General features: G+C 50.3%; 12 protein-coding genes. 1 reads left to right on the forward strand and 11 read right to left on the reverse strand.

Features of this window, described 5'->3' with window-relative positions; genetic code table 11:
• A partial coding sequence (locus tag DXA66_RS05915; protein ID WP_243089044.1) for a recombinase family protein occupies positions 1 to 1014 on the forward strand: 1014 nt, incomplete at its 5' end.
• A 101-nt stretch (positions 1015 to 1115) separates the two neighbouring features.
• Here the strand turns inward: DXA66_RS05915 and DXA66_RS14265 are convergent.
• The 11 genes from DXA66_RS14265 to DXA66_RS05965 all read right to left on the reverse strand — a co-directional run bounded on the left by DXA66_RS14265 (position 1116) and on the right by DXA66_RS05965 (position 16704).
• Positions 1116 to 1274: a hypothetical protein gene (locus DXA66_RS14265; protein WP_158576332.1), complete on the reverse strand. Its 159-nt coding sequence runs from the start codon at positions 1272 to 1274 to the stop codon at positions 1116 to 1118.
• Between the two features lie 90 nt (positions 1275 to 1364).
• Positions 1365 to 4193: a transporter substrate-binding domain-containing protein gene (locus DXA66_RS05920; RefSeq protein WP_118527513.1), complete on the reverse strand. Its 2829-nt coding sequence runs from the start codon at positions 4191 to 4193 to the stop codon at positions 1365 to 1367.
• Positions 4194 to 4351: 158 nt separating this feature from the next.
• Entirely contained in the window at positions 4352 to 5689 is a 1338-nt protein-coding gene (locus DXA66_RS05925) for a DUF4832 domain-containing protein (protein ID WP_158576333.1), read from the reverse strand.
• Positions 5682 to 6347 carry a DUF4956 domain-containing protein gene (locus tag DXA66_RS05930; protein WP_097776860.1) on the reverse strand — a complete coding sequence of 222 codons (666 nt, stop codon included), beginning with the start codon at positions 6345 to 6347 and terminating at the stop codon, positions 5682 to 5684. Before DXA66_RS05930 ends, DXA66_RS05925 begins: the two co-directional genes overlap by 8 nt.
• Before the next feature lie 26 nt (positions 6348 to 6373).
• A complete protein-coding gene (locus DXA66_RS05935; protein WP_097776861.1) occupies positions 6374 to 7156 on the reverse strand; it encodes a polyphosphate polymerase domain-containing protein in 783 nt (260 codons plus the stop codon).
• Complete coding sequence (locus DXA66_RS05940; RefSeq protein WP_118527515.1) at positions 7143 to 8942, reverse strand: CotH kinase family protein; 1800 nt, start codon at positions 8940 to 8942, stop codon at positions 7143 to 7145. The genes DXA66_RS05935 and DXA66_RS05940 overlap by 14 nt, the downstream gene beginning before the upstream one ends.
• Positions 8939 to 10429 (reverse strand): exopolysaccharide Pel transporter PelG, encoded by a 1491-nt coding sequence (gene pelG, locus DXA66_RS05945; protein WP_118527517.1) that lies wholly within the window; start codon positions 10427 to 10429, stop codon positions 8939 to 8941. The genes DXA66_RS05940 and pelG overlap by 4 nt, the downstream gene beginning before the upstream one ends.
• A gap of 3 nt (positions 10430 to 10432) precedes the next feature.
• Complete coding sequence (pelF, locus tag DXA66_RS05950) at positions 10433 to 11848, reverse strand: GT4 family glycosyltransferase PelF (RefSeq protein ID WP_118527519.1); 1416 nt, start codon at positions 11846 to 11848, stop codon at positions 10433 to 10435.
• Positions 11849 to 11853: 5 nt separating this feature from the next.
• A complete protein-coding gene (locus DXA66_RS05955) occupies positions 11854 to 13713 on the reverse strand; it encodes a DUF2194 domain-containing protein (RefSeq protein WP_118527521.1) in 1860 nt (619 codons plus the stop codon).
• Positions 13710 to 14618, reverse strand: coding sequence for a hypothetical protein (locus DXA66_RS05960; protein ID WP_158576335.1), 909 nt, complete (start codon positions 14616 to 14618; stop codon positions 13710 to 13712). The genes DXA66_RS05955 and DXA66_RS05960 overlap by 4 nt, the downstream gene beginning before the upstream one ends.
• Positions 14608 to 16704, reverse strand: a complete 2097-nt coding sequence (locus DXA66_RS05965; RefSeq protein WP_118527525.1) for a DUF4118 domain-containing protein — start codon at positions 16702 to 16704, stop codon at positions 14608 to 14610. Before DXA66_RS05965 ends, DXA66_RS05960 begins: the two co-directional genes overlap by 11 nt.
• Positions 16705 to 16843 lie beyond the last annotated feature (139 nt).

The following is a 16843-nucleotide window of genomic DNA, read 5'->3' on the forward strand; positions in this document are numbered from 1 at the left end:
ACCATTGGCAAGGAGGACAGGCTGTACCATATCGACCCGGAGACGGCTCCCATCGTGCAAGAAATCTTCACCCGGTACGCCGACGGCGAACCGGCTGAGAAGATTGCAGCATCCCTGAATGAGCGCGGCCTGCGTACCCGCACCGGGAAGCCGTTCGTAAAGAACAGCTTCTTCCAGATCTTCCGCAACCGCCGCTACATCGGCGAATACCGCTACAAGGACATCGTGACGCCGGGCGGCATTCCGGCCATTGTTGACAAGGACTTGTTCGACCGGGTGCAGCAGCGTTTCGAGCAAAACAAGATCGCCCACGGTCGGCCTGCAAAAGAGGATGTGAGCTATCTGCTGACGACCAAGCTGTTCTGTGGCAAGTGCGGCACCCTGATGGGCGGCGAAAGCGGCACCAGCCACATGGGAAACACCTACTATTACTACAAGTGCGGCAACGCCAAACGCCACGGCAAGGCGCACTGTGACCTGAAAGCCATTCGCAAGGAGCCGCTGGAACGGTTCGTGGTGGATACCGCGATCAAGGTGATTTTTAACGATGAAATCATCGAACGGCTGATAGATTTGGTCATGGAAGCCCAGCAGAAGGAGAACACCCGGCTGCCTGTCCTGAAAGACCAGCTCAGGGACACGGAGAAACGACTGGCAAATCTTCTGGAAGCCATTGAACAGGGCATCCTGACCCCGACCACCAAGCAGCGATTGGACGAGCTGGAAGCCCGGAAAGAAGCCCTGAACACCAGCATTCTGGAAGAAGAGCTGAAAAAGCCCGTCCTGACCCGTGAGTGGATTCGGTTCTGGCTTGAAAAATTCCGCAAGGGTGACGTGGGCAGCACGGAACACCAGCGGCAGATCATTGATACCTTTGTCAACTCGGTCTACGTCTTTGATGACCGGGTCGTACTCAATTTCAACTTCACGGACGATGCCAAGACGGTTACCCGTGAAGAGGTGTTAGGTTCGAGTGCTGTGGAGAATGCTCCGCCAAATCGAATGGACAGATGAATTTTATTCGTCTGTCCATTCTTTTTTGCCGGAACATCGCCCGTCCACCCTGTCTTTGGGGCGTATGGCATCATGCTGACGCATTGCCATAGGCCATTTTATCACCCCATGGCAGATTTCAGGTAGTGCAGACGGTATTTCAGATACTGGCGGATCGCGGACGCTCTTTTTTCGCTCAGCAAGGCAAGAATCGGAGAGATTGCCTGAAGAATCTTCTGATAATCTGCTGCCCCCGGCCTATGAATTTTGCGTTTTTTCACGCAAAAGGGGCCACCGGTCTTCAGGCAGAAGGAGCGTAGAGATTGCACCGCCCCACCACCAGAAAAGCCACAGCGGAACAAGTCCACTCGTCAATTATGTACATACCTTAAAATCGTTTTTATAACTTCATCCATCACAATCGGCTTTGACAAATGTGCGTTCATCCCTGCATCCAGTGATGCCTGAACATCTTCTGCAAATGAATTAGCTGTCATTGCTATAATAGGAATGTTTTTTCCATCCGGTCTGTCATTCATTGCCCTGATTGCTTTTGTCGCTTCATAACCATTCATTTCAGGCATCATGACATCCATCAGGATTACATCAAATGTGCCTTTCGGATGATTTCTGAACATCTCAACAGCATTCTTTCCATCCACAGCTCTTTCTACATTCATCCCGAGCTCTTCCAACTGCACGGCAGCAATCTCTGCATTCAGTTCATTATCCTCTACAAGAAGGACCTTCACACCTGTAAGATCTACCTTTTCAGAAAAACCTGTGTCTGACTTATTACATTCCTTATCTGTAATTTCCAAAGGAATATCCACAGTAAATGTGGTTCCCTCATGCTTTTTACTCTGCACAGAAATGGTTCCGCCCATCATATCCACATACTTCTTTACGATAGCCATCCCCAGTCCAACTCCGTGGTACTGCGTTCTCACATCGGAATCTTCCTGTGTAAATTCCTCAAAAACTTCTTTTGTAAATTCATCACTCATGCCAATACCAGTATCCGAAATGCGGTAACGTATATTTATATATCCATCCCCGCCCTTTTCCTGACACTGGGCTTCAAATGTAATCGTCCCTCCATCCGGAGTGTATTTTACGGCATTGCTCAGAATATTGACCAGCACATCGCGCAGGCGTGCAGGATCCGCAAGTACATTTGGAATCTTTGCGTCTTCACGCTGAATCTTAAAGTTGATATCCCTGTTCGTAAGAAAGCCTTTTATAATATCCAATGCAGAATCTGTAATGTTTTTCACATCCGCCGGTACCGGATCGTATTTCACTTTTCCACTTTCGATATGGGTCAGATCTAATACATCATTGATCAGCGACAGTAAATACTCTGAGCTTTCGTCAATCTTTTCCAGACAATTTTTCACTTCGTCTGACGGATTGTTTTTCATTGCAATACCGGTAAATCCTATGATTGCATTCATCGGTGTCCTCATATCATGGGACATATGTGACAAAAATGCTGTTTTTGCCTTGTTTGCAGCCTGTGCATGCTCTGCCAGTTCCGCCATTTCCTCAGCTTTCTCCTGAGCCGCCTTCTGAGCTTTTTTTCTTGCACTGAGACGCACCATTATCACAGCCATAGCAGTCAGCAGCCATCCAAAAATAAGTAGAGCCCAAACAGTAACAACAGGATACAGACGGATCCAGTCAACAAATGTCAGCTCTGTTGCTTTGTATGTGGTATACTGTGCTGCAAGATCTTCAACAAGATTTTGGGGCATGGCATACATTGCTTTCGTCAGAATACCAGCCAGCGCATGGTTCTCAGTTGATGAAATCACCATGCGGTAGGTGAATGTAGGCTGTTCCAGCAGAGTATATGTCATTGTGCCCGTAGTGTCACTGTTCACAAACGCCTGTGCCATGTAATAGTAGACGAAGGCAGCATCTGCTTTACCCTTACGGACAGCTTCCATCATTTCCTGTCGGGTACTGCACATCAGTTTTTCTGCACCGGGTGCCATTGCATCTTCAATTGAATTAGATGCTGTCTGGTCAACAGTAGTAACAACATTGATTTTTCCATCAAAGTCACGCCGTGTCACCCTTGCCAGCTGCATCGTAATGAAAGGTGCAGTAATCCCCCATTTTTTCGTCTCAGCATAGTTATCTGTTTCCAGGCGCGCATCGATGCTAATATCTGTAGTTTCCTTATTTTTCTGATAAGCAATATACTCATCTCTGGTGGCAGGTGTAAGAAACTCATAGGAAATCCCGACATAGTCTGCAATTTTCCGGAAGTAATCCGGGATAATACCCTTCATCTCACCATTTTCATTATAAGAATATGGATAACGGGTCGGATCACACAGAACATGAAGCGGGTTTTCCTTGGAATACTGTGAAATTATACTTTTTTCTTTCTCCGTATATTCCAGATTCTTAGTTTGTATGCTTTCATAATTTTTATTACGAAGCGTCGTTTTCCAGTCACCCTCAACTGCATTCATCTGGTCGATTGCATAATTGATCTCATTCAGCAATTCTGTATTACCTTTTTTAACAATGACATAGAAATCGCTGCTGTCAAATTTATCCACGATACGCTCATTGTTTGTTTTTCTCATAGAAGTGGCAGCAATCGCATCAACATTTCCGCTCTGAAGAGCTTCCTCCATCTCTGCTGTCGTATCAAAATAAAATGGATCATATGTAAATCCTTTATTGTCTGCAAAATCCGCAAACTCTTTATCTCGTGAGCTTCCGTTCAAAAATGCCACACGCATACCGTTGTAAGTACTGTAATTGCCATCCACAATCGTGCTGTTGTCACTGCGGACGGTCAGAATCCCATTATTGGTTCCGATCGGACGTGAAAAATCAAACGTTTCTTCTCTTTCCGGTGTTTTGCGGGGAGATGTTACCATATCAATCTCGCCATCTTCAAGCATCTGCTGCATATCATCCCAGCTCTTATCATATCCGACATATTCGTAATCTACATCCCAATAACGGGCCATCAGCCGAAGAAAATCATAGCCATACCCACTGCGGTTGCCTTCTTCATCCATCACATGATAACCATCCATGGCAAAGAAACCGACTTTGACAGTTTCATGCTGCGAACTGTCCTCGGCTGCATATGCAGTCAGGGGAAAAAACATCATACACACGCATACAAAAACCAGTAACACTGCCACATATTTCTTTGCTCTCAAAATCATATTAAATCTCCTGTCTGGCAAATATATTTCTCTATGTGTCCTTTTCCTGCTTCGCGCATGTACGGCAGGACCGCCTTGTTCCCATTGACTGTGCCGAAGAAGTTCACATCGAACTGTGCCTTTGCCTGATCAAGCGGTGTAATGATACAGTGGAACAATTAAAACAAAACGGTTCGTCCGTTTTGTTGCGGTGCATTCATAGCAAATCGCACGGCATCACGGTCGGTCATGGGATCTACAATGCCAATCGTCAGGTGCTCCTTGTGAAGCAATAAGAGCGCCCATAGATCAACTTCCTTCAGAACAACCTCTACGGTCTGCGTTTCGCCGGGCATCAATTTCGGAAGAGAAAGAGGAAGCTGCACCGTGCTTAGCGTGGTACCGTCTGCGCTCTCCAGATAAAGATTCGCTGCCCAATCCCAATAAAATGGGGCGGCACCCTCATTTGCCACAGTCAAGCTGACCACAGCTTCTCCGTCATGCGGCATCAGCTTCAGTGTTGTCACACGGAGCCGGTAGCCCAAACGCTTTAAGACCGCCTGATATCCCTGTGAATATGCAGGCTGTGCTGCTTTCGGACCAAGAAAGCTCATGTGAGAAGCATCCAATAGTTGCAGTGTGCGGGAAAGCTCTGTGTCCAGCAGCTCCTCCATCGGCAGGCTGCTGGTAAACTCGCCGCCTACGGGCGCATCCTGCCAGAAATTCTGCATAGCAGAAAGTCCATTCGCTTCTTTGCCGTACCAGCCGCCGTTTTTGATCCAGTTCAGCCACTCATTGGTGTCCTTTTCGTGGCCGGTCATATCGTTGTAAAGACCAAGCCGGTTACTTACAGCGATGTTGAACGGTCGCCGCATCAGGAGCTTTGCATTGGAAAATGCATTCAGATAGTCTGTTGCATATTGATCCCGAATGGTTTCGTCCGGCATAGGTACAAGACCATCGCTGCTTTTGATATGCCATTCGCCCCAGTGGCCGAGACTGCCCAGTTCTACATAAGTCACAAAGCCATCTGCGTCAAAATGCTCGGCCAAGGCTGAAACAACTTTATGGTGTGCGGCACGAAGGATATCGTTTGCATAATCCGGGGAATAACCTTTGCCGTACGAGGTACTGTACCAGCTGCCATCGGCAGTCTGAGCATATAACCACTCCGGAATATCAAGGTGCTTCTTCTGGCCGGGTACGTCACAAACGAACCGCAGTACCAGATGGATGCCCTGCTCGCGCAGGGCGGCAAGTCCGTACCGCTGTTCGATAGCATCCCACGCATACTGGCCTTCCGTTGGTTCCACCTCTCGCCATGTCAGCTCCAGATAGCGCAATGTGGCATTCGGATGGTCCGTACTGCCTACCATTGGAGCGTAGCCGATCTGTGCGTTGGAAAAGGCAGACGGATCTTCCTGATAGGTACGCGTGCAGATCATATTCCGAACCATACCAAACCCCACCCCAAGCAGACAAACCGCAGATACGAAACCTTTTGAAAGCTTATCCATGGTATTCGCCATTATATTGGATCAGTGTAACATCCTGTACGCCATTTACGGCGCGCAGGCGATCTGTAAATTCCAGATTCGGGTCTTTGCTGAATACCTCTACCGCCATTTCGGTGCTATCCTTGCGCATGGTCTTGGACTTTACCACAAATTTGCAGCGGCCAAAGGCACGAACGATATCGTCTTCTGCGTCTGTACCAAGATAGTGAATGACCGCAATGTACACTCTGCCTTTGGCCTGCCAGTGGTAGAAAAAGAGGATCATCCCGATCATGACAACGGCTGTTACAAGGCCCAATGCGTACATACCGGCACCGGCTGTAATGCCGGTAGTGATCGACCAGAACAGGTATAACAGATCCAGAGGGTCTTTGACGGCAGTACGGAAGCGGACGATAGACAACGCACCGACCATACCAAGGGAGATGACAACGTTGGTACTGATGGCCAGTGTTACCATGCAGGTCAGCACACACATGCCAACCAACGTGACAGCAAAGCTGCGGGAATATACAACGCCGGTATAAAACTGCCGATAGACAAGATAGATGAGGATTCCCAATGCCAGTGCAGTCAGCAGGGCAAGCGCCAGTTTGGGAGCATCGTATTGGGTAAAGGTGTTCAGGACGGATTTTTTGATAAAGTCTTTTGTGCTCATGGGCGAAAGGTTCCTTTCTATAGGGCTCAGGTCTCCTGCCAGTAAGCAAATCCGTTCATATAGGCGGTTTTGTCACAACAGAGGACATATTTTGATACAGCCGTAAGCTCCTGCGCACGGGGCGGCAGAAGATTCCGGACGATTTGGGGCAGATATTCTGTAAATTTTACTTCCATTACCAGCTTACCCGGTTCCAGCACCGGAAGCGCAGGAAGCGTGGAGTCGAAGATATCCCGGCTGCCAACCGCGGCGCGTACATCCGTATCAAAGGTGATGCGTACCGTACCGGCATCCATGATCCATGGCTCGCGGTCGTAGTCTACAATAACACGGGGACGCAGCATGTTACAGATACACTCGGTATAGAACTCCTGACACAGGCGGTAACGGCTATGCAGGAGAAAATCATAGTCCCCGGCGAGAATGGAATCAAACTCTGCGTGGGTCAAAGGCGCGGCTTCTTTATAGATATAACTGCCAAATTTTTTCTTTCGCTCCAGCTTGATGCTGCGGTCGCTGCAGTTATAAATGCGGATGCGGTATTTCTTGCGCAGCAGCACGCCGGCATCCTTTTCTTCATAAGCGGTGTTCCAGTAATCGTCAAAATATAAGCTGCGAATGAAGTAGCCGCCGTTCGTTGCATGGGGGTCCAGTTTGAGGATAGGGGACATCCGCGCGGTCAGCTCGGCCTTGTCGGCCCACGAGATAAGATACTTTAGTTCATGACGATAGTGCTCTGTGCCTGTGCATCGTGGAGGGGCCAACAACTGATGATACAGCATCGATATCTGAGGCTTAGACATCTTCATAGGTGTCCTCCGCAATGCTGCCGTCCGGCTGGACGTAAAAGCAGAGCATGCCATAATGCTTGCCTGCTTCGGTAACATAGTAGTCAAAGGCATCCTGCGTATAACCAGAGGCATTGGTCGCTCTTACGCGCAAAAAATACTGCCCGGCCGGGGGCGTATCCATGGTAAGCTCTGGCAGGATCAGATTCTCCTGCCGAAAGAACGTAGTCGTAAACAGATAATCCTTTGCAAGCTCAACAGTATAGTAAATGTTTTCAATCTCGAAGTTATAAGAGGGGTCCCAGGTCAGCAGAAGGGAGCCGTTTACCACCTGCGGCTCGCCAATATAAAATGGCATGGGTTTGCGGTAGCTCTCCCAATAGTAATTATAATTTTCATCAATTTCCGGCCAGATACTTTTCAGGACCTCTTCGTATTCGTCATGTGTGATGGGAACGTTCATTCGGTCCGGCATCTGCCAGACATATTTTTCCGTTACGCTTCGGTAATGCTCCATCATGGACTGAATGCGTTCCTCATTCATGTAAGCATAAAGCTCCTTCATGGCGGTATCCAGCAGATCGCGGTAACTTTGCGTTTGCAGACAGCGCCGGAACAGGACATTGCCCCAGTAATTGCTTACACCACGTTCCCAACTTTCGGAGTCGGAGAAGTTAATGATCTCACGTTCCCGGCGGCGGAGCATACCGTCATTGTCCCAGTCCCACAAGTACCATTTGCTGGAGTTTTGAGGGCTGTACAAGTAGACGTTGCGATTTTGGGTGTCCGTATTGCCGGTTAACAACTGAAATGCCATCCAATATGCAATGTTTTCTTTATCAAAGTACGTTACAAATAGCTCATCGTCCATAGAAGAGGATTCATCATTGAGAACATCCAGCATTTTGATCAGTTTGGAATGGTCGCTGTCTCCTTTTATCTCCAAGTGCTTTTCGAACGCAGTTTGGTCATATGCTGGGTCTGTTGTAAGACGAATGACATCTTCATATCGGTAGAACTCAAAAGAATTGATTTTATACAGCTGTCCGTTTGGATCCACACCGTGCGCCTTAAGGGCTGTTTTATTCAGCTGTTCTACCTGCGTGTACAAACCATAATCCTCAAAAACACCGCTGGCGCTATCGGTCAGATCCTTCACATAAAGATGAACGAACTGGGTGCGCAAGCCCATCATCTGGTCGATGCCTTTAATAAGGTCATAGGCCATTTTGTTACGGAAGCGCAGTCCCTCACCCTGATGCTTATTCAGTGCGATCGTGCGCTGGCCTCGCCAGCTGCCTTTGTTTTTCTTTAATTTGACCTTGTAGTTTTTCTGAGTATAACGGCTGGAAGTCTGACCGCGTATTTGTACCGTGGCATTTGGGGCAAGTGTATCGTAACCAACTTCGCCGGCAAGGGGGCCGTTTTCATCGCCCACCTGCAAAAGACCATTCACCTGATAGCGTGCTACGCCCATCGCCGTGTAGTCGTAAGCGGAATAATGGTTGATCTCTGCCCAGCTGTGGTTTGTATTTTCGCTGTCATTGCCGCGGCTCACGGTAAGATACATCGTCACAATGCCGCTGTCATCGTAGACGTTGTACAGCTCTGCGTTGTCGCGCAGGTGGACACTGTTGATTTCAGATGCGGGAGCCTTTTCAATGGACTGGTTGCTTTCTGCACTGGCGGCAGCGGATCCGGCGCTGTCACTTTCCACAGGTAAAACTGCGCAGCCTGCGCACAGACCAGCCAGCGCAACGCTCAACCCCAGAATCCTGCGGCGCGAAATCAGAAACTCCTCATTCATGTGATCGATTTTCCCTCCTGATGGTCTGCCTTGCTGTTTTTGGCATCCTGTTTTTCAAGAAAAATGCCAAGGCGTGTAAAAAGATGTTCTTTGGTTTCGGCTACGATAGGCTGCTGACCCAATACCCGATAGGGCAGGTTGGCGGTAAAGGCATCCAGACGAAACAGAGCAACCAGATAAAAAAGCGCTGCACCTGCCAGAAATCCGAAACCATAAAATGCTGTGTTGAAGAGCAGTGAGAGCAGGGTAAAGGCAGTGGTGCTGGCTGCAAACACAGCTGCCGCCAGAACAGCACCCAGATAATCTGTAAAGTAAAGCAGGATCAGCAGCACCGTATTACCAACGGCGTATAAGCCGTATCCCACGCACAATGTCCGGAAATAGCCATGCATCAGATCATTGAAGCCAAGCGGTAAAAGATTCAGCAGCGTGCCCGCCAGTGAAATGACCCCTGCCGTACAGAACAGCTGCTTGAGGGCAGTGAAGCGAAGCTCCCGGTTGAGCACTGCCAGCATTTCTTCTTCAGCGGTAACGATATCGCCCACAACACCGCCATCGTTGAACAGGCTGTAATAATCCCGGTATTTCGGATAGAAGTTTACCTCTACAGACACCACAAAGTTGATGCTGGTGATCAGGATGCTTAAAAAGGCGATCAGAGCCGGAACGTCGTAGTAAGGTGCACCGTAAAACAGGCCTTTTACCTGCACGCCGATCGGCCCGGACCAATACAGGACCAGATGGGAGAACAGGCCGAGGTTTGTGCACAGGCCGGTAAACGCCAGAGGCAGAAACCGATCGACCCAGCGCAGAAAGGTCCATGGGCTGTCATCGCTTTGCGGGAAATAGCGGTAGAGCAGCACCACATCCCACACCATCATCAGGCCATACCCCATCGTAATGGAAAACAGCATGCCTTCCAGTACAGGAGCACCCAGAATAAAGACGAGCAGATATCCCAGCCCGAAAGACAGCGCGATCGCCGCCAGAAAGGAGCACAGGATGCCCCGGTAATCCTTGATAGCGGTCAGGTAGCTCATGCCGTTCCAGTTCAGGATCATCTCGGCAAACAGCCATAAACATAACAGCCCCTGCAGGAGCGTTGCTCCGGAGAACAACAGAAAGATGCCGTACAGGGTGCAGCCAATCAGCAGCATCAGGACGCTGGATCCCCAGAAAGAGGGGAGAATTGCATCCTCGCGTTCTTCGTACAGCATATCGGCCAGATAGCGGGTCACAGGCATGGAGAAAAAGCTGGTGACAGTCAGCGAGGACAGCAGCGTATAGGTGACCATACACACCAGCAAGTCCTGCTGGGTACGCTCGGCCCCGGCCCAGCTGCACAGCAACAGAATACCAAGCTGCAGCGCAATACCCAGCAGCATCGGTCCGGTGCAGATGATGCCGGCATAGCCGTAGGCGCGCAGCCATGCAAACAAACCCTTGCGCCGAAATAACTTTTTTAATTCAAATCCGATTCCTGCCATTTGTTACTCCAAATGAAAATGCTCTGCAGTTGCCTGGTACATCTTCCGATAGTTGTCTAACATTTGTTCGTGATGAAAATATCGGTCTACGCGCTGCTGACCGATGCGCCCCATTTCTTCCCGACGGGCACGGCTGGCACACATCCGCTCCATGGCATCTGCCAGACCCTGCCGGTACATGGGCGGCACACAGTACCCCGCTACACCCAGATCATCGCCGGGCGCGCCTTCCAGCAGTTCCCGACAGCAGCCCACTTCAGTCGTCACGCAGGGGCGGCGTGCAGCCATGGATTCCAGTACGGAAAGTGGCTGACCTTCCGAGATACTGGTCAGGATAGTAAAGTCCAGCTTTTGCATGTACTGCACCACGTCCACACGGCCGGTAAAGATCAGATTGTCCAGCCGGAGCTGCTTCACCAGGGCATAACACTCCTGCGCATAGTCCTCATCGTCCACGCCGCCCATGATGTGCAGGCGAACCTGCGGAACCCGGGAGGAAAGCTCAAAGAAGGCGTAGATCATGGTTTTGATATCCTTGATAGGGGCCAGACGCACTACAGCGCCAATATCGACCCAACCGTCCTCAGGCTTGAGCGGGATGTCGCAAAAGCGCTGATACTGCACGCCATTGGGGATAACGATGCATTTGCTGCCATCACAGCCCATTTCGATCTGAGTACGGCGGGCGTTATAGAACAGACTGCTTACCCGGAACGCTCTGCGGTAGATATCCTCGGACAACATATAAAAGAAGCGGATCCAACGGCTTTTGAAAGAGGGAACGACCCAGTCGGCACGGATGATCTCTTCTTCACGCTCGCGCGTATAGATGCCGTGCTCTGTCAGAAGCACCGGCGCATGGTTCATGCTGCCGCCCAGACAGGCCAACAGGCCGCCATATCCGGTAGAGATCGCATGATAGATCTGCGCTTTTGGCACGCGTCCGGTCAGCAGGTACAACACCGGCAACAGCATGGAGCGCATGGTGTGAAAAGCGTCGGCATAGGGGACATAGGGATATTCCTCCAAGCAGATATCGGTAAACAGTTTCATAAACTCCCGGCTCTGCAAAAAGGAGAGAGGATGCACCTTTTTCTGCTGAAACAGCCGGAACAGCACGTCCCAGTCCGGCGTTCCGAGCCGCAGTAATTCCCGCAAGGCAGTACGCTCTTCTTCGGTAAACAAAACAGGCACATGTTCTCCGTGCAGGCGTAAGGCATCGTCCAGAAATACCTCTTCCACCTCAACAACATTGGATGGAAGGTCGTAGACGAATTTGCCGCGTCCTTCCGCTTTTGCGCCAATGACCCACAGCACAAACTCGTGCTCCTGCATGGCCTGAATATAGGCGTGCATCCAGGTGGAAACACCGCCATGCACATAAGGGTAGGAGCCTTCCAGAATCAGACAGATCCGCATTCAGCTCATGCTCCTTTCCGCTCAATGTGCACCGTTCCGGCGGTGGCCTTCAGCAAGTAGAGATCTCCGGTCAGATGGGTCAGCTCGCCATTTGTTACGCGGCCGGGCGTTCCTTCATTGGCACGGAAGAAAAGCCATGCTTCATCGATAAAATTGCCGAGATGCAGGGTCCACGCGGTGTCGGTGCTGTCCAGCGCAACGGTCAGCTGTGCGTACCGTTGGATGGCACCGGAACACTCGGTCCCGGTCTGACGGCGAAGATCCGGTGCAGAGGTGCTGAGCCATTTCAGATAGTCCTCCAGACCGCCTTTGTACACTTCCCAGCCTTCCGCTGCACCGCGGTCTTCATCCAACAAGTCATCCGGGTGCATAAAATGCGTGCTGACATAGTGCATATTCAGCTCACTCATAGCCGCTAGGCGCATATAAGTATCACCAACCATACCACCGGACACGATACGAGGCTGCTCCACGATACCATCCGTTGCCACACCGAACTCCTGTACATAGGGCAGATCTGTGCCGTCTTTAAAATAGGTGCTGGCAATGGTACGGATCTGCGGAACTTTTGTGCCAAGCACCCGTCGGCCTTCGGCAGAGAGAATGTTGGAGGGCGGAACATATACCGTGCCATTCGTGTAAGGGAGAACGGTTTGCTGAAATTCAATCAGCTCTTCCATGGCGGCTGTAATGGCTTCTTCGCTGGGCCACTGCCGATAGGCGTACAGACCCTTGTAATCGGTATTTGGCAGCACCAGAGGCTGGTGGTTGTAACCGTGAAACCCTATCTCGCCGCCCTGCCGCAGCAGAAGGCTTCCAAAATAACGAAACTGCTGTGTATCTTTTTGACGTGTCGGTTCATCCACGGTGTCATCCTCGTAGTTTTCAATCATGACACCGGTAAAACGAACTCCGTATTTCTGCGCCAGCTGCACCAGATCCGGCCACCAGACTTTGCTGTAAAAGTCGCTGATGCTCATGCTGTAATCTCTGCGGATATAGGTACCATCACCGCCGGGAACAGGAGAAGGAAAATCGTCCAGATAGAACACGGAACCGTTAATGACAGGGTAAGCAGTGGCATCGCATAGCAAGCTGAAGGATGCTGCATAGATACCGCGCATGATTTTGTCGTAAATGCCGATATTGTCTACCACGATTCTTCCGCTGCCCAGTGAAACACTCCACACCAGCGGCGTGCCCTCGTCTCCGGTACGGGCATGCACTGTGGCTTCTTCCCGGAGGCTGACACTCAGAGCGGATTCAAACGGGTCGCTGAATTCATAGCGCTGTCCACCGCCAAGCATAAATTCCTCCGCAGGAACGATGCTCTCTGCAAGTTTATAGTTCCAGGAAGAGGAAAGCACACCCAGTTTCAGAGAAATCACGTCAAAATAGGAGGTTTTGCTCGGCGTCATAGCAAACAGGATGCTGCCGCCCTGTTGTGCCCAGTTCATCAAAGTGATCAGATCCTGTCCCAGTACATCCAGATCAGGCACTAACACCACAACCGTCTTGTAATTGGAAAAGTCCGGAAGGAGAGTGGACGATTTGGAAATATCCACTGCTTGTGTGCTGACTTTCATGTCCAGAAGGATCTGATCAAACTGCTTTTTTGCCTCGGACACATTGTCTTGGGTACTGTCATACAACAGGAGATTGGTGACCGGCTGGCCAAATAACGCATTTTGAGCCGGCAGCACAGAGGTCCGGCTCAGGTAATCGATCTTGAAATTGGTTGATGCATACTTTATGCCGCAGCGCTCTGCAAAAAGCACGCCGGCAATCAGCAGAAATACCAGCCAGATCAGCAGCAGTTTGCTCCAGCGAAATTGTTTTAGTTTTGATAGAAAGCGGAGTTTCATTTGGAATCCTCTTTGCCATACCAGAAATTTACGATTTCCTGTCCTTTGGAGGTAAGATAGACATTCTGCTCCTTGATTTTGTGCAGAATGTCCTGGATCGCAGTGCCATTGTGCAGTATGGCGGCCATTCGCAGCTGGAGCAGCCAAGGCTCTTCTCTCTGCGGCCAGCGTTCGGAAAGTGCGTCAATGGTCTGGCGGGCGGTATCATATTCCGCTAAGTCTAACTGAACAGAAGCCAGCTTGCACCCCAAGGTAAAATCCCGACGCGTGCCGATGCGTTTTTTCAGCAGCCGCTCCAACTGGCGCTGCTGGATCTCGGCCGCACGGCCCTGCACATACCCGGATTCGATGTAGCTTTCCAGATAATCGCAGTAACTGCACAGGATATCAGGGTCGTCCGGGTCAGAAGCATATTGCTGTTCATGCTGTTGCAGTGTGAGATCAGCTTCCTTGGAAATTTGCGCCAGAGCAGTGGAAGCATAGTGCACAACCTCACTGTCGTTATTCAGCCGGGCCTGCTGCAAAAGGTGATAATAACTGGTAGGAGCTTCTGTCAGAACTGAGAGGATCAGCTGCCGCTTTTGAAGGGGGTTGTTTACCAGAAGAGCTTCTTCCAGCGGAATGACCTGCTCCTCGTCTGCGTTTCCGGGAACAAGAATGCTTCGGTGGATCTCTTCGTTGATGTGCATTTTTTTCAACGTCTTTTCCAGCAGGTCATCGCCAAATAATGCCCGGTTGGTGTGCAGGATCAGAACACACAAAGGTCCCCAGATGGGGATCAACAGAATCACCGGAAAAAAGTATCCCTTTATATCCAGAATACCGCAGCGTATAAGCAGCCATAGCACAAGACAGACCAAAAGATGAAAAAGTAACAATACCAATGTTGAAATACTAGCATTCATTAACAGGATCCTTTTTTGCAGCAGCGATCAGGCGGTGCTGTCCATCCAACGATACAGATGTGACCTGAAATCCTTTTTCGGCCATGCGCTGGGTAAGGAGCGGCAGGTTTTCCTCTGTGGCCTGATTCAGCAGCAGGTAAACGTTCTCGTCTGTGCCAAGTCCGGCAATATCGCTGCTGCGGATGCTGCGCTCCAACTGCGCATAAAATTCCTCTGAAGTTGCAAACTTACCGGAGACGCGCAGCAGCAAATGCTGCGCCATCTTGTCCTCCTGTAAGGTGCAGGCGTTTGCGAGCTGCTCCGCGAATGGCACGGGCCGCATCAGACAGGTGCCCGGAAGATACCATGTTTCCTGAATGGCACTTTCATATTCAAAAGCGCGGATCAGTGCGGTTTCTACCAGACCACACAGGATGCGGAACAGGTTCTGATAATAGAGTGTCATCTGGTTTTCCCCGGCTGTCCGCAGGCTGATGAGCACTACGATCGAACCGTTCTGGCGTACACCGGCTGCATACATGGGAAGATCCGGAGCAAACGTCCGATTGACCCACACACCATCCTGTTCAATGGCACGAAACACATCGATGTATTTATCAACGGCAAGTGAACGGGCAGGAGCAGGCTGCAATCCGGAGCTTGCTGCGGTCAGCCGCGCAAAGGCATACCCCTTTTCCAAGTGATAGATCGTGAGGCTGTGGTTTTCCAAAATATCTTCCATGACCTGTATGGTCTTGCGGTAAATCTCCTGCGGCTGCAGGGTGTTCAGCTGCTGCGTTACAGTATAGATCTTTCCAAAACTGTCTCTGCGGCCAAGGATCTGATGCCGGAAAAGCTGCTTATCCTCCAAGGTGTCCTCATAGAGCTCCTGCGTAAATTGAAGCCGCTGCCGCAGCAGGTTGTTTTCATTCTGTACAAAGCGCGAGGTTTCCGTATTGCGCAGCTGCACATATCCGCAGGAAGCACCTATTATGAAATAAACAAGGAACGGCAGCCAGTAGGACGGCTCGTAAAACAGCAGTACAAGCGTCATTCCCTGCCGAAAGTATCCGAAAATCAAAGAAAGAGACGCGAGAAAAGCTGCAAACACACCGGCGTTCAGGCCGTATACAGTGCCGATAAGCATTACGAAAGCCAACCGGAAATCAACCATCTGGAATTGCGCGTCTGTGCGGGTAAGCTGTACCAGAAGTTCCGTGACCCCCGATGCCAACAAGATCTCGAGAAAGCGCAGCAGCCGGATCTGATTGCGCAGAGTATCGATTATCCGGTGGAGCAGCGGCTTTTTCGGCGTTTGGCTTTTCTGCCATGCATGATAGATCTGCGGCAGGTCGTCCAGCAGACAATAGCGTTGAAACCACCCATATCGGTTGCGTACCACCTTGTCGTCTGCAGGATACGTCTGGAGCGTATCGGTACCGTAGGTCACTTCCAGTGTCGGGCGTAGTTTTTGCAGCGCGGTGCCCAGCATCCGGCAGTCGATGTGAAATACCTCCGGAAGCGTGAAAAGCTCCGGCTGAGGCGTCCATGTATCAAACACGCGATTTACAAGGCTGGCCAGTTCGTCAAAACAGAGTGCGTAAACAGGCTGCGCGGCTTGCTCGTCAAACGAAACATTTTCGGTGGGGATCTGCTGGAAAAGCCGCTCAAAGCATTTCGGCCCAGCTGCCGAAATGCTGTAGATGTAGGGAAGCCGGAAAACCTTGACCTGGATCTTGCTTGTTTTTGCATAGTGCAGACAAAGCTCTTCTGCCGTTCGCGTCAGTATGGATTGACTTGTGGGCGGTGTCAGGACGCTCTCCGGGCCGGAAAAGTAGATCAGTTCCACTTCCTTCTCCCGGAACTCCTGCAAAACGCGGCGAAGCCGATCCAGCTCGCCTTCCGGGTTGTTGTGAGGCAACAGATATTCTGAAAAGTAGACGATCCGGTCAAAATCGTAGGTAGTGTAAAGCCGATCCAACAGCTGCCTGCTATCCAGAATAACTGATTTTATGCGAGTGTCCGAAAGCATATCGTCTTTGCGATGTGTCGTCAGAACGTGATCATCGGGAAAGGCTTCCTCGATCCATTCCTTTGTCAGAAACATCGTGTTTCCTGTAAGCAAAACTTCCATGTCATTTTACCGTTATTGTTTAAGCTTCTGAGAAGAATAAGAGATTTTATAGAATAGTATCATATTGGGTAGAAAGTTGCAAGGACGGGTGCTGAATACAGGGAGATACAGC

Origin of the sequence: Faecalibacterium sp. OF03-6AC (assembly GCF_003478175.1) — a bacterium.
GTDB lineage: Bacteria > Bacillota > Clostridia > Oscillospirales > Ruminococcaceae > Faecalibacterium > Faecalibacterium taiwanense.

Coding starts and splice junctions, on each gene's coding strand:
- pelF (WP_118527519.1), bottom strand. CDS start 11,848: ATGCGGATCTGTCTGATTCTGGAAGGCTCCTACCCTTATGTGCATGGC.
- DXA66_RS05930 (WP_097776860.1), bottom strand. CDS start 6,347: ATGAGCACAAAAGACTTTATCAAAAAATCCGTCCTGAACACCTTTACC.
- pelG (WP_118527517.1), bottom strand. CDS start 10,429: ATGGCAGGAATCGGATTTGAATTAAAAAAGTTATTTCGGCGCAAGGGT.
- DXA66_RS05940 (WP_118527515.1), bottom strand. CDS start 8,942: ATGAATGAGGAGTTTCTGATTTCGCGCCGCAGGATTCTGGGGTTGAGC.
- DXA66_RS05965 (WP_118527525.1), bottom strand. CDS start 16,704: ATGTTTCTGACAAAGGAATGGATCGAGGAAGCCTTTCCCGATGATCAC.
- DXA66_RS05920 (WP_118527513.1), bottom strand. CDS start 4,193: ATGATTTTGAGAGCAAAGAAATATGTGGCAGTGTTACTGGTTTTTGTA.
- DXA66_RS05960 (WP_158576335.1), bottom strand. CDS start 14,618: ATGAATGCTAGTATTTCAACATTGGTATTGTTACTTTTTCATCTTTTG.
- DXA66_RS05935 (WP_097776861.1), bottom strand. CDS start 7,156: ATGAAGATGTCTAAGCCTCAGATATCGATGCTGTATCATCAGTTGTTG.
- DXA66_RS05955 (WP_118527521.1), bottom strand. CDS start 13,713: ATGAAACTCCGCTTTCTATCAAAACTAAAACAATTTCGCTGGAGCAAA.
- DXA66_RS05925 (WP_158576333.1), bottom strand. CDS start 5,689: ATGGATAAGCTTTCAAAAGGTTTCGTATCTGCGGTTTGTCTGCTTGGG.